This window comes from Lawsonibacter celer, from assembly GCF_014281125.1.
GTDB classification, from domain to species: domain Bacteria; phylum Bacillota; class Clostridia; order Oscillospirales; family Oscillospiraceae; genus Lawsonibacter_B; species Lawsonibacter_B celer.
The window spans coordinates 59,327-72,510 of sequence record NZ_JACOEA010000003.1; the positions used below are offsets into that span (position 1 = coordinate 59,327).

The following is a 13,184-nucleotide window of genomic DNA, read 5'->3' on the forward strand; positions in this document are numbered from 1 at the left end:
TCTCCCTGTTTCTGTTTCACCTTTTATCTCCGGCTGCGCAGGTTGAAAAAGGCATCCCTGCCCAGGTACTGCGCCGCGCCGCCCAGGTTCTCCTCCACGCGCAGCAGCTGGTTGTACTTGGCCACCCGGTCGGTACGGCTGGGCGCGCCGGTCTTGATCTGCCCGGCGTTGACGGCCACACACAGGTCGGCGATGGTGGTGTCCTCCGTCTCACCGGAGCGGTGGGACACGATGGCGGTATAGCCGGCCCGGTTGGCCATCTGGATGGCGTCCAGCGTCTCGGTCAGGGTGCCGATCTGGTTGACCTTGATGAGGATGGAGTTGGCCACGCCTTGCTCAATGCCGGTCTTGAGCCGCTGCGTATTGGTGACAAACAGGTCGTCCCCCACCAGCTGTACCCGGCCGCCGAGGGCTTTGGTGAGCATCTGCCAGCCCTCCCAGTCGGTCTCGGCCATGCCGTCCTCCAGGGAGAGAATGGGGTACGTGTCCGCGAATCTTTTCCACAGGTTTACCAGCTGCTGCCGGGTCATGCGCCTGCCGGACTTGGGCTGGATATAGAGCTTCTGCTCCTCATCCCACCACTCGGAGGAGGCAACGTCAATGGCGATCACAAAATCCCCGCCGGGCTGAAAGCCGGCTTCCTCGATGGCTCTGACAATGAGCTTCAGGGCATCCTCGTCCCGCTTCAGATTGGGGGCGTAGCCTCCCTCGTCCCCTACGCCGGCGGCAGGGGTGCCGTTCTCCTTCAGGGTGTCCTTCAGCACGTGAAATACCTCGGCGCACATGCGCAGCGCCTCCCGGAAGCTGGCGGCACCCACGGGCATAATCATAAACTCCTGAATCTCCACATTGTTGGCCGCATGGGCGCCGCCGTTGAGGATGTTCATCATGGGCACGGGAAGCACCTTGGCGTTGACCCCGCCGATATAGCGGTAGAGGCTGACGCCCAGATGCCCGGCCGCCGCCTTGGCACAAGCCAGAGAGGCACCTAGGATGGCATTTGCTCCCAGGCGGGTTTTGTTGGGTGTGCCGTCCAGCTCAATCATGGCCCGGTCAATGGCGGTCTGCTCCAGGGCGGTCCTGCCGGTCAGACATGGGGCAAGTTCTGTGTTGATATTGCGCACCGCCTTTTCCACCCCCTTGCCCCGGTAGCGCGCCTGGTCGCCGTCCCGGAGCTCACAGGCCTCGTAGATCCCCGTGGAGGCCCCTGATGGCACTGCTGCCCGGCCCATGGTCCCGTCGGCCAGGGTTACCTCCACCTCTACCGTGGGGTTCCCTCTGGAATCCAGAACCTCCCGGCCGGAGACCTGTACAATCTGACTGTTTTCTCTCATGCTGTTCTCCTTTCACGCTGCGGGCGGCCCGCACCCATCTCTGGAAAAAGTTTGCCCAATCTCCAGGTAAAAAAATCAGCACAGGCCCGCTGTTGCAGGCCTGTGCTGTCAAATTCACAGGATCAGGGTCTCCCCGTCCATCTCCTCCGGCTTGTTCAGCCCCATCAAGTCCAGCATGGTGGGGGCGATATCGGCCAGGCGGCCGTCCCGGAGCTTCACGTCCGCGCCCACGATGCAGAAGGGTACCAAATTGGTGGTATGGGCGGTAAAAGGAGAGCCGTCCGGCTCGGTCATCTGCTCGGCATTGCCGTGGTCCGCGGTAATGAGCGCCACCCCGCCCATCCGGGCCGTAGCCTCCACCACCTGACCCACGCAGGCGTCCACCGCTTCCACCGCCTGGACCGCGGCCTCATACACACCGGTATGCCCCACCATGTCGCAGTTGGCAAAGTTGAGGATAATCACATCGTAACTGCCGCTTTCAATGCGCTTGACGGCCTCGGCCGCCACCTCAAACGCGCTCATCTCCGGCTGGAGGTCGTAGGTGGCCACCTTGGGGGAGGGGATCAGGCAGCGGTCCTCCCCCTCAAAGACCTTCTCCTCGCCGCCGTTGAAGAAAAAGGTCACATGGGCGTACTTCTCCGTCTCCGCGATGCGAAGCTGGGTCAGGCCCAGGCGGGAGATATACTCGCCGAAGATATTTTTCAGCTCCCGGTGGGGGAAGGCTACCAGCACGTTGGGCATGGTGGCGTCATACTCGGTGGTGCACACATAGGTGACCCCAAGGAAGCCCTTCTTGCGCTCCACATCGGCGAAAGCGGGGTCCACAAAGCACCGGGTGATCTCCCTGGCCCGGTCGGGGCGGAAGTTGATAAAGATAATCGAGTCGCCCTCCCGCACCATGCCGTGCCGGTCGCACACCACGGGCTCCACAAATTCATCTGTCACGCCCGCGTCGTAGGACTGCTGCACCGCGTCCGCTGGGTCGGGGTTCTGCACCCCCTCGCCGCAGGTCATGGCGTCATAGGCCCGCTGTACCCGGTCCCAGCGCTTATCCCGGTCCATGGCGTAGTAGCGGCCCATGACCGTGGCGATGCTTCCCACGCCCAGCTCCCTGCATTTGGCGGCCAGGGCCTCCACAAAGCCCTTTCCAGAGGTGGGGGGCACGTCGCGCCCGTCCAGGAAGCAGTGCACATATACCTTCTCCAGCCCCTGCTCCTTTGCCATTTTCAGCAGAGCATACAGGTGGTTGATGTGGCTGTGCACGCCGCCGTCCGACAAAAGCCCCATCAGGTGCAGAGCGCCCCCCCGCTCCCGGCAGTCGTCCATGGCCTCCAGATAGGCCTCATTGCGGAAGAAGTCCCCGTCCGCGATGGACTTGGAGATCCGGGGCAGGTCCTGGAACACCACCCGTCCGGCGCCGATGTTGGTGTGCCCTACCTCAGAGTTGCCCATCTGCCCCTCGGGCAGGCCCACGTCCAGCCCGGAGGCGGACAGCCTGCACTTGGGGTTGTGTGCAAAGAGCCGGTCCAGATTGGGGGTACGCGCGTTTTTGATGGCATTGCCCACCACGTCGTCTCTCAGGCCAAAGCCATCCATGATGATCAGGGTGGTTGGTGTCTTACTCATAAAAAACCTCGATCCTATCCGTTTGGAAAATCAGTTACTCCTGATTGGCCGCGTTCACGATCTGCACAAAATCCGGGGCTTTCAGGCTCGCCCCGCCGATCAGGCCGCCGTCCACGTCGGGCTGGGCCAGCAGCTCTGCGGCGTTCCTGGCGTTCATAGAGCCCCCATACTGGATGGTGACGGAACGGGCCACACGGGCGCCGTACAGCTTGCGGACCACCGCGCGGATGGCCTCGCACACCTCTCCCGCCTGTTCGGCGGTGGCGGTCTTGCCAGTGCCGATGGCCCAGAGGGGCTCATAGGCGATCACCACATGGCGCATCTTGTCCGCGGGCACGCCGGCCAGAGCCACCTTCACCTGATAGGTAATCAGCTCCATGGTCACACCCAATTCCCGCTGCTCCAGGCTCTCCCCCACGCACACGATGGGATACAGGCCGGCGTCCAGGGCGGCGCGCACCTTCTTGTTGACGGTAAAGTCAGTCTCATTGTAGTACTGGCGCCGCTCGGAGTGGCCGATAATCACATACTTGACCCCCGCCTCCTTGAGCATTTCCACCGTCACCTCGCCGGTATAGGCCCCATGGGATTCAGAGTGACAGTTCTCCGCGCCAATCGCCACACGGCTGTCCTTAAAAGCGCGCACAGCGGCGGGAATGTTCACATAGGGCACGCACAAAACCACTTCGCACCACTTGGGCTTGCCCAGCAGAGGCTTGAGCTCCTCGGCAAAGGCCTTGGTCTCTGAAATGGTCTTGTTCATTTTCCAGTTTCCAGCAATAATGGTCTTTCTATAGCGGCGATTCATCGCAATTCAATCCTTTCGATTCTTCTCTTCTTTCGCAGGTGGGAGATCTTGCTGCGCCGGGCCCCCGGTCTTACCGGTCCAGCAGACAGGCCACTCCGGGGAGTTCTTTACCTTCCATAAACTCCAGAGAGGCGCCGCCGCCGGTGGAGATGTGAGTCATCTTGTCGGCATAGCCCAGCTGCTGCACGGCGGCCGCGCTGTCTCCGCCGCCGATGATGGTAATGGCGGCGGTCCCGCTCAGAGCCTTGGCCACAGCCTCGGTGCCCTTGGCAAAGGCGGGGAACTCAAACACGCCCATGGGCCCGTTCCAGATGATGGTGCCGGCATCCTTCACGGCCTCGCTGTAGGCGGCGATCGCCTTGGGGCCGATATCCATGCCCATGCAGTCATCGGGAATATTCATGCTGTCCACGGTAATGGGCTCGGCGTCGGCGGAAAACTCCTTGGCACATACGGTGTCCTCGGGCAGCAGCAGCTTGACGCCCTTGTCCGCGGCCTTCTTCATCATTTCGTTGCAGTAATCCAGCCAGTCGGCCTCCAGCAGGGACTTGCCCACGGAGCCGCCCTGGGCCTTCAGGAACGTATAGGTCATGCCGCCGCCGATGATGATGGTATCGGCGATCTCCAGCAGGTTGTTGATCACGCCGATCTTGGAGGACACCTTGGAGCCTCCCAGGATAGCCACCAGGGGCCGCTTGGGATTGGCCAGGGCGCCGCCGATGATCTCCAGCTCCTTCTGGATGAGGAAGCCGGACACGGCCGGCAGATAATCGGCCACGCCGGCGGTGGAGGCGTGGGCGCGGTGCACAGCCCCGAAGGCGTCGGACACGTAGACCTGGGCCATAGAGGCCATCTTCTTGGCCAGCTCAGGGTCGTTCTTGGTCTCCCCCTTCTCAAAGCGGGTGTTCTCCAGCAGCAGAATCTCCCCGGGCTTCAGCGCGGCGGCCTTGGCGGTGGCGTCGGGGCCCACCACATCGGCGGCCATAATGACCTCCCGGCCCAGCAGCTCACCCAGGCGCTTGGCCACAGGGGCCAGGGAGAGCTTCTTCAGGGACTTTTTCCACTCCTCCTCCGTAAGGGAAGCAGGGTCCTTCCCCTTCTCCGCCTGCTTCTTCACGTAGGACTCAAAGGTGGCGTTGGGCTTGCCCAGATGGGAGCAGGCAATGACAGCCGCACCCTGGTCCAGCAGATACTGGATGGTGGGCAGGGCGGCGCGGATACGCTTGTCGTCGGTAATGGCGCCGGTGGCCTTGTCCTGAGGGACGTTGAAGTCGCAGCGCAGCAGGACCTTCTTGCCCTTCACGTCCACGTCCTTGACAGTCTTTTTGTTGTAATTCATACAGATACCTCTCCTTTCGCCTGTGCCCCGCAGGATGGCTCCGCCATCTCGCCCACCCCGGTCAGGCCGGGGAAATCCAGCTGCCGCAGGGCCTCGTATGCTAAAATAGCCGCAGAATTCGACAGGTTTAAACACCGGGCCTCCGCCCGGATGGGAATGCGGATACAGCGCTGGCGGTGCTGCTCCCGAAAGGCCTGGGGCAGACCGGCGGTCTCCTTGCCGAAGATCAGGTAGCAGTTGTCCCGGAACCGGGCCTGGGTATAGTCCCTGGGAGCCTTGGTGGTAGCCAGCCAGATGTCCTGGGCGCCGGTTTTCTGGAAAAAGTCCTCCAGATCTTCGTACACATGCAGGTCCACCAGGTGCCAGTAGTCCAGGCCGGCCCGCTTCACCGCCTTGTCGCTGATATCAAAGCCCAGGGGTTTGATCAGGTGCAGCCGGCTGCCGGTGACCGCGCAGGTGCGGGCGATATTGCCGGTATTCTGGGGGATCTCCGGCTCAAAGAGCACGATATTGATCATCTTCCCTGCACCTTCCCTTCTCTCCCATAGTCAGCGCAGGCTATTGTACTCCAAATTTAAGAGAATTTCAACACCAAAACGGTGAAAAAGAGCTAAAATGCTCAGTTTTCTTTCGTCAAAGGGTTGAAATATCAGGATTTCCAAAGTTTTATTTTCTTACTTTCCCAGCGGCGAAAAATGTGCTATGATAGGCACGGCTAAAGAAAAGCGTCCGCGCCCAGCGCGGGTGCGGACAGGAGCGTGAGTCAGTTGCATCAGGAAACCCAGTGCCGCCGCATTGTGGTCAAGGTGGGCACCTCCACCCTGACCCGGGACAGCGGCAGCTTGAATCTGCACAACATGGACCATTTGGCGCGGGTCTTATCCGACCTGCAGGGCACTGGCCATGAAATCGTCCTGGTATCCTCCGGCGCCATCGCCATCGGCACCAAAAAGCTGCGTCTGCCGGAGCGCCCCACCGAACTGCGCGCCAAACAGGCCACCGCCGCCGTAGGGCAGTGCATGATGATGCATGTCTACGACAAGCTGTTCTCCGAGTATAACCGCACGGTGGCCCAGATCCTGCTCACCGGAGAGGATGTGGACGCCCCGGTCCGGTCGGAGCACCTGCATAACACCTTTGAAGCCCTGCTGGAGCTGGGGGTCATCCCGGTGGTCAACGAAAACGACTCCGTCTCCTCCGCCGAGATTGAGACCGGCCACTGCAAGGTGCTGGGTGACAACGACACCCTCTCCGCCATTGTGGCCCGCCTGTGCGGCGCGGATCTGCTGATCCTGCTCTCCGACATCGACGGCCTTTACGACGCCGACCCCCACAAGGACCCCAATGCCAGGCTGATCCGCCGGGTGAGCGCGGTCACACCCGAGCTGCGGGCCATGGCCGGCGGGGCGGGTACCTGGCGGGGGACCGGCGGCATGGCCACCAAGCTCAACGCCGCGGAGACCGCTCTGGCCGCCGGCATTGAGATGGTCATTGCAAACGGCAACAATATGGACGCCATCTATGACATCGTAGCCGGAAAAGACGTGGGAACACGCTTTGCACTGGAAGAACGCCGCTGAGAACAGGAGGGACTGACATGACTATTTTGGAAACCCAGGGGCTGAGCGCCAAAAATGCGGAGCGAACCCTCTGCGTCGCGGGCAGCGCCAAAAAGGACGCCGCGCTGGAGGCCATCGCCGCGGCCATTGAGACCCGGCAGGAGGAAATCCTCGCCGCCAACGCCCAGGATGTGGCCGCCGCCCAGGAGGCTGGCATGCGCGCGTCTCTGGTGGACCGCCTGTCCCTGGACGCCGGGCGCATCGCCGGCATTGTGGAGGGGGTCCGCCAGGTCAAGGCCCTGCCCGACCCCATCGGCCAGGTCATCCGGGAGAGCCGTCGGCCCAACGGGCTGATCATCGGCAAGCGCCGGGTCCCCCTGGGCGTCATCGGCATGATCTATGAGGCCCGGCCCAATGTGACCGTGGACGCCGCCGTTCTCTGCCTGAAGGCTGGCAACGTGGTCATCCTCCGGGGCGGCAAGGAAGCTTTCCGCTCCAACAAGGCCTTTGTGGCCATTATGCGGGACGCGCTGGAGTCCGCGGGCCTGCCCCGGGACTGCATCTCTCTGGTGGAGGACACCAGCCGGGAGAGCGCCCGGGAGCTGATGAACCTGACCGGGTATCTGGACGTGCTCATCCCCCGTGGTGGCGCAGGCCTGATCCGCACGGTGGTGGAAAACGCCAAGGTGCCGGTCATTGAGACCGGCGTAGGGGTGTGCCACATCTATGTGCACGGCGAGGCCGACCTGGACATGGCCGCCCGCATTCTGTTCAACGCCAAATGCTCCCGCCCGTCGGTGTGCAACGCCGCCGAATGCCTGCTGGTGGACCGGGCAGTGGCCCGGGACTTCCTGCCCATGGTCTGGCAGCTGCTCAAGTCCAAGGATGTGGAGCTGCGGGGCTGCCCCCTCGCCCGGGATATTCTGGGCCAGGCCGTCAGGCCCGCCGCCACCGAGGACTGGGACACGGAGTTCGGCGACTATATTCTGGCCGTCAAGGTGGTCTCCGGCTATGAGGAGGCGGTGGACTTCATCCGGGAGCACGGCACCGGGCACTCGGAGGCTATCGTCACCAACAGCTATTTTACTGCCCAGCGCTTTCTGGATGAGGTGGACGCGGCGGCGGTCTACGTCAACGCCTCCACCCGCTTCACCGACGGCTTTGAGTTTGGTCTGGGCGCGGAGATCGGCATCTCCACCCAGAAGATGCACGCCCGGGGCCCTATGGGCCTGGAAGAGCTGACCTCCAGCAAATTCGTCGTTTACGGCACCGGCCAGGTGCGGTGAGCATAGGATAGAGCGGCTCCCCCCTTCCTCACCCCGGTACATACGGCGGGCCGGTCGGCCCGCCGTATTTTTTGATGGGAGGCGCCAGTGATGGAATGGATGCAGGAATTGACGCTGGACAGCGGCGGCCTTTTGGTCTGCCGCCCTGCAGCGCTGACACCGGGTGACGGCGGCCAGGTGGTGGATGTGTTCCTCTGCCTGAAAGACGTCCAGCCTGAGCGGCGGGTGGCCGCAGCCGTCAGCCTGGACGAACTGGATGCGGCCGGAGAGGCCCACCCCAGGGGGCTGCGGGTTTTAGCCCTTCCCGCCCGTCATGGGCGGGAGCCGGGGGAATTGACCGCCCCGCCGGTGCGTTTTGTCCTTCCCGACGAGTGGAGCGAGAGCGGCGGCGGCCCCCGGCGGCTGGTTCTCCGGATCGACGCCCACTACATGGACCGCGGCGAGCGCTGCCCCCTGCCGGAAGCATAAGAAAAGGACCTGCCGCAGAATGTACGATTCTGCGGCAGGTCCTTTTCTCACAGTAATCAATATATACAAAATTTAAAAACATAGAATCTGTTGATATTTGTAAAATGGCATGATAGATTAATTTGAAGAGACAGCCGCAATGACCGCCGAATCACGGCATTGAGAGAGGAGAAAGCCCCTAGGCTAAATTCGTTTTAAACGCTGTTTTGGAACATAATAACACTTATTCTATAGCAGGGGGCAAACATTATGCTAAAAAAGTATTCGCCTTGATTTTGTACTTATCTATGATAAACGGACTGTTTTCCAGCACAGATATTACAGCCAGAGGTTTAGATACTTTCTGCTGAGAAAGATAATTACGGGCAAATTATAAAGGAAGTTACCGTCCTTGGAGATACCATCTTTTCGTATGAATACTCAGATGAAAGTATTTTAGACTCATTGGACAGAGGGATGCCTTATGAAGAAGCGATATGAGGTTTCCATGGCATTATCCGCAGTGGGGATTTTTCTGATGCTCGGGGGGATCATTTACAGTCTTGTTTTTCAGATCGGCCGCGATATTATTCCATTGTACATCATTCTGCTGGTGGGCCTGATTGCTAACTATGTGTCCGTCCACTCCAAATCAAAATAAGCAATGAAAAAGCAGGCGCCCACACTTTTGTGGGTGCCTGCTTGTCATGTAAATTTGTTCCCGTATGTCCTTACAGCTTGAACACAATGCCCGCCACGGCGGACAGAGCGATAAAAACGATGGGGTGGACCTTCTTCAGGGGCTTGAGCTGCAGGCAAATGAACACCACGCAAGCCAGGGCGATGGCGGGCCAGTAAAACAGCTGCGTCTTGGGGACAACCGACCCCGGCGCCATCTCCGGGCCCGCCGTCTCATGGAACATCAGGGCGATTGAGCACACCTGAGCCAGGGCGGCGGCGATCAGGGCCGTGGAGGCCGGACGAAGGCCGTAGAACACCGCGTCCACCGCCCGGCTCTCCCGAAACTTTTTCAGGAAGCCCGCGATGATGGCAATGACGATAATGGCGGGACAGATCAGCCCCAGGGTGGCGACGATTCCCCCAAGCACGCCGCTGGTGTGAAAGCCCACATAGGTGGCCATATTCACCCCCATAGGGCCAGGAGTGGACTCGGAAATGGCGATCATATTGGCTAGATTGCCCGCAGTAAACCAGCCCGTCCGCGCCCCCATGTCACTAAGGAAGGGGATGGTGGCCAGGCCGCCGCCGACGGAAAAAAGCCCCACCTTGAAGAATTCGAAAAACAGCCGCAGGTAAATCATTTCCTCAGCGCCCCCTTTGCCCCACGGATACAGAGCCCAGCCACGCCGGAGGCCACCACCAGCACCACCGGGGACAGGAGGAAGTTGAGGACCCGGCCCCAGAGCGTCCCGGCGTCAAAGGCAACAAAATTCCCGATAACGGCCAGCACCAGAACGATGGCAAAGATGATCACTGTCGGCTTATCCACCAGAGCGTTTTTGCGCAGCTTAAGCACACTGGAGAGAATCAGGGCGCACACGCAGGCCCGCACCCCGGCAAACGCGTGAACCACCACCGGCAGGTCCGCAAAATTCTGCAGGAAGGCCGCGATAACCATAATAATGATAATGGACGGGAATACCAGCCCCAGGGTGGCCGCAATCCCGCCGGGAATGCCCTTAAGCTTCTGCCCCACAAAGGTGGCGGTATTGACGGCAATGACGCCGGGCGTACACTGGCCGATGGCAAAGTAGTCGGTCAGCTCCCCGTCCGTTGCCCAGCCCCTTTTCTCCACAATCTCACGCTGGAGAATGGGCAGCATGGCGTAACCGCCGCCGAAGGTGCACACCCCGATTTTGGCGAAGGTAAAAAACAAATCTAGATAGAGATTCATACGCTTACTCCAGCCCCTCCAATTCCTCCAGCCAGAGGGCGGCCGCCGCATCGCTGGGCATTCTCCAGTCGCCCCGCGGGGAGAGGGTCACAGAGCCCACCTTGGGCCCGTCGGGCAGGCAGGAGCGCTTAAACTGCTGCGCAAAGAAACGGCGGTAGAAGGTGCGCTCCCACTTGAGTATGGCGGCCCGGTCGTAGGAGCGGCCGAAGGCGTGCTCCGCCAGACGGAGCACCTTCCGGGGTGGAAAGGCCCAGCGGATCGCGTAGTAGAGGAAGAAGTCGTGCAGCTCGTAGGGCCCCACCAAATCCTCGGTTTTCTGGCTGATCTTGCCCTCGATGGCAGGCAGCAGCTCCGGGGAAACGGGGGTGTCCAGAATGTCCTCCAGCACCAGAGAAAGCTGCTTGTCCTCCTCCGCCTTGTCCCCGGCCACGAAGGAGACCAGGTGGCGCACCAGGGTTTTGGGGATGGAGGCATTGACGCCGTACATGCTCATGTGGTCGCCGTTGTAAGTGGCCCAGCCCAGGGCCAGCTCGGACAGATCGCCGGTGCCCACCACAAGGCCCCCGGTCTGGTTGGCGATGTCCATGAGCACCTGGGTGCGCTCCCGGGCCTGCCCGTTTTCAAAGGTCACGTCGTGGTTGTCCATGGACTGGCCGATGTCCCGGAAATGGCTCTTCACGGACGCGCCGATGTCAATGCGCTTTAGGGTCGCGCCCAGCCGCCCGGCCAGCTCCACGGCGTTGTCCCGGGTGCGGTCGGTGGTACCGAAGCAGGGCATGGTGACCGCGATGATGTCACTGGCGGGCCGGTCCAGCAGGCGCATGGCGATACCGGTAATCAGAATCGCCAGGGTGGAGTCCAGCCCGCCGGACAGGCCCACCACGGCGGTCTGGGCTCCGGTGTGCTCCAGCCGCTTTTTCAGGCCCAGGGCGGCGATTTTCAAAATCTCGTCGCACCGCTCCGCCCGGTCGCCCGCGTCCTCGGGCACAAAGGGGGTGGGCGAGATGTAGCGGGTCAGGGTGGTGGTGGCCGGCTCCAGGGCAAAGGAGAGCTCCATCACCCTGCCGCCGGTGTCGGAGCGGAAGGTGGTCAGGCGCCGCCGTTCATAGCACAGCTTTTCCAGGTCCAGCTCGCTGACGGTCAGTCCGCAGGCAAAACGCCGCTCGGCCAGCAGGGCGCCGTTTTCCGCAATCATATTGTGCCCTGTGAACACCAGGTCCGTGGTGGATTCCCCCTCGCCCGCGTCCGCGTACACATAGCCGCAGACCAGCCGGGCGGACTGACCGCAGACCAGCTGGCGGCGATAGCCGGACTTGCCCACCACCTCGTTGCTGGCGGACAGGTTAAGGAGCACCGTGGCCCCCGCCTCGGCCAGAGCCACCGACGGCGGCGTGCTGGCCCACAAATCCTCGCACAGCTCCACGCCCAGGATCAGTCCGGGCATGCTCTCACAGGCGAAGATCACGTCGGGGCCGAAAAGGGTCTCCTGTCCGCAGAAGAAGAACAGCCGGTCCGCCGGGGCACCGGGCTCAAACCAACGCTTCTCGTAAAACTCGCCGTAGTTGGGCAGGTAAGTCTTGGGCACCAGGGCCAACAGCTCCCCTTTATGAATCACGGCCGCGCAGTTGTAGAGCTTGTTCTGATACCGCACGGGCAGGCCCAGGGCGGTCACCATGTCCAGGTGCTTGGTGGCCGCCAGGATGGTGCCCAGGGCCTCCTCCGCCCCCCGCAGCAGGGTGTCCTGCAAAAACAGATCCCCGCAGGTGTAGCCTGTCACGCACAGCTCCGGCAGGGCCAGCACCCGCACCCCCTGGTCCGCCGCCTGGCGCATCAGGGTAAAAATCTGCTCGGCGTTGTACCGGCAGTCGGCCACACGGATCTTGGGCGTGCCCGCAGCCACCTTAATCAATCCATCGCGCATCGCTTTTCGCCTCCTTTGGAAAAGTCCGGGTCATTGTTCAGATACAGCAGGAATATGATACCCCAATCCGCCCGGAATTGCAACGTGCCAAAAGGCCCAAAAAACCCCGGCCTTCCGGTCGGGGTTTTTTGGGTGTGTGTTGTGTGTTCTGCAAAGGTGTTGGAGAGGGATAAGAGAGGAATTGGTTTGGGAGGATGGATTCAGATTCATCTCTGAATCTGTCTGTATCATAAAAGATAAATAAGGCTAAATCGTGAAGGCTTTATGAATAAACTGTTAATTCTAGTTTTTTTCAAAAATTCTCCTGTTCCCGCAGCCAGGTCAGAAAGCTCTGCGCCAGCTCCAGCCGTCTGCCCTCCATCCCGCGCAGCAGTTCCGCCGTGTTTTTCCACGCCTCGCCCCCCTCCCGCCGGATGGTTCCCACCAGGAACTCGTCCGGGGTCGTATCCAGAATAGCAGCCAATCGCATAATGACTTCCGTGGAGGGAATCGAAACCGCCCGCTCGATGTTGGAAATATACTGTTCGGAAACATTGCATAATTCCGCCAGCTTTTCCTGCGTCATCTGACATTGGTTTCTGCGCCGTTTAATCCGTTTACCAATTGTATGATAATCCAATGTCATGCTCTTCCCTCCTGTCTTGGATTATCATACCCGCCTTCCCCTCCAAACTTAATGTATTATAAATTTGAATTACAACTTGACATTCTATTTCCTTATATTTATAGTTTATTTATATCTTTATAGTTGAAAATGAGGTGCTTTTTATGTATCAAAAAATGTATACCGTGCTCTTCAACGCTATCACCGACAGCCTGGAGCAGATGGGGGAGCTCAATTTTGGCGCCGCCCAGCATATCCTGCGGGAGGCCCAGAAAGCGGCGGAAGAGCTGTACATGGAGACCGAGTCGGAATAAGCCCGCCTCTTGACACCCGGACGGTTTG

General features: G+C 60.8%; 14 protein-coding genes. 5 read left to right on the forward strand and 9 right to left on the reverse strand.

Features of this window, described 5'->3' with window-relative positions; genetic code table 11:
• Positions 1–23: 23 nt before the first annotated feature.
• The 5 genes from eno to trmL all read right to left on the reverse strand — a co-directional run bounded on the left by eno (position 24) and on the right by trmL (position 5,628).
• Positions 24–1,334: a phosphopyruvate hydratase gene (eno, locus tag H9Q75_RS06890; RefSeq protein WP_186565511.1), complete on the reverse strand. Its 1,311-nt coding sequence runs from the start codon at positions 1,332–1,334 to the stop codon at positions 24–26.
• A 114-nt stretch (positions 1,335–1,448) separates the two neighbouring features.
• Entirely contained in the window at positions 1,449–2,963 is a 1,515-nt protein-coding gene (gpmI, locus tag H9Q75_RS06895) for a 2,3-bisphosphoglycerate-independent phosphoglycerate mutase (RefSeq protein ID WP_186565513.1), read from the reverse strand.
• 34 nt (positions 2,964–2,997) lie between these two features.
• The gene (gene tpiA / locus H9Q75_RS06900; RefSeq protein ID WP_186565515.1) at positions 2,998–3,771 is read right to left on the reverse strand and encodes a triose-phosphate isomerase; all 774 of its coding nucleotides are present in this window, start codon (positions 3,769–3,771) and stop codon (positions 2,998–3,000) included.
• Positions 3,772–3,841: 70 nt separating this feature from the next.
• Positions 3,842–5,110, reverse strand: a complete 1,269-nt coding sequence (locus H9Q75_RS06905; protein WP_186565517.1) for a phosphoglycerate kinase — start codon at positions 5,108–5,110, stop codon at positions 3,842–3,844.
• Positions 5,107–5,628, reverse strand: coding sequence for a tRNA (uridine(34)/cytosine(34)/5-carboxymethylaminomethyluridine(34)-2'-O)-methyltransferase TrmL (gene trmL, locus H9Q75_RS06910; protein WP_186565519.1), 522 nt, complete (start codon positions 5,626–5,628; stop codon positions 5,107–5,109). The genes H9Q75_RS06905 and trmL overlap by 4 nt, the downstream gene beginning before the upstream one ends.
• A 249-nt stretch (positions 5,629–5,877) precedes the next feature.
• On the opposite strand from trmL, the gene proB reads away from it, so the two are divergent.
• The 4 genes from proB (at position 5,878) to H9Q75_RS06930 (ending at position 9,063) form a co-directional block, all read left to right on the forward strand.
• Positions 5,878–6,690, forward strand: coding sequence for a glutamate 5-kinase (gene proB, locus H9Q75_RS06915; RefSeq protein WP_207720798.1), 813 nt, complete (start codon positions 5,878–5,880; stop codon positions 6,688–6,690).
• Between the two features lie 17 nt (positions 6,691–6,707).
• Positions 6,708–7,955 carry a glutamate-5-semialdehyde dehydrogenase gene (locus H9Q75_RS06920; protein WP_186565523.1) on the forward strand — a complete coding sequence of 416 codons (1,248 nt, stop codon included), beginning with the start codon at positions 6,708–6,710 and terminating at the stop codon, positions 7,953–7,955.
• Between the two features lie 90 nt (positions 7,956–8,045).
• Entirely contained in the window at positions 8,046–8,423 is a 378-nt protein-coding gene (locus H9Q75_RS06925; RefSeq protein WP_243200735.1) for a hypothetical protein, read from the forward strand.
• Positions 8,424–8,886: 463 nt separating this feature from the next.
• Positions 8,887–9,063 (forward strand): hypothetical protein, encoded by a 177-nt coding sequence (locus tag H9Q75_RS06930; RefSeq protein ID WP_186565525.1) that lies wholly within the window; start codon positions 8,887–8,889, stop codon positions 9,061–9,063.
• 70 nt (positions 9,064–9,133) lie between these two features.
• On the opposite strand, the gene H9Q75_RS06935 is transcribed toward H9Q75_RS06930, so the two are convergent.
• The 4 genes from H9Q75_RS06935 to H9Q75_RS06950 form a co-directional block, all read right to left on the reverse strand.
• Positions 9,134–9,724, reverse strand: coding sequence for a chromate transporter (locus tag H9Q75_RS06935; protein WP_186565527.1), 591 nt, complete (start codon positions 9,722–9,724; stop codon positions 9,134–9,136).
• Positions 9,721–10,317 carry a chromate transporter gene (locus H9Q75_RS06940; protein ID WP_186565529.1) on the reverse strand — a complete coding sequence of 199 codons (597 nt, stop codon included), beginning with the start codon at positions 10,315–10,317 and terminating at the stop codon, positions 9,721–9,723. The genes H9Q75_RS06935 and H9Q75_RS06940 overlap by 4 nt, the downstream gene beginning before the upstream one ends.
• A 4-nt stretch (positions 10,318–10,321) precedes the next feature.
• Positions 10,322–12,238, reverse strand: a complete 1,917-nt coding sequence (locus tag H9Q75_RS06945; protein ID WP_186565531.1) for an NAD(+) synthase — start codon at positions 12,236–12,238, stop codon at positions 10,322–10,324.
• 292 nt (positions 12,239–12,530) lie between these two features.
• On the reverse strand, positions 12,531–12,863 hold the full coding sequence (locus H9Q75_RS06950; protein WP_186565533.1) for a helix-turn-helix domain-containing protein: 333 nt from the start codon (positions 12,861–12,863) through the stop codon (positions 12,531–12,533).
• A gap of 143 nt (positions 12,864–13,006) precedes the next feature.
• Here H9Q75_RS06950 and H9Q75_RS06955 point away from each other — a divergent pair, with 143 nt between their 5' ends.
• Positions 13,007–13,156: a hypothetical protein gene (locus H9Q75_RS06955; protein WP_186565535.1), complete on the forward strand. Its 150-nt coding sequence runs from the start codon at positions 13,007–13,009 to the stop codon at positions 13,154–13,156.
• Positions 13,157–13,184: the final 28 nt, after the last annotated feature.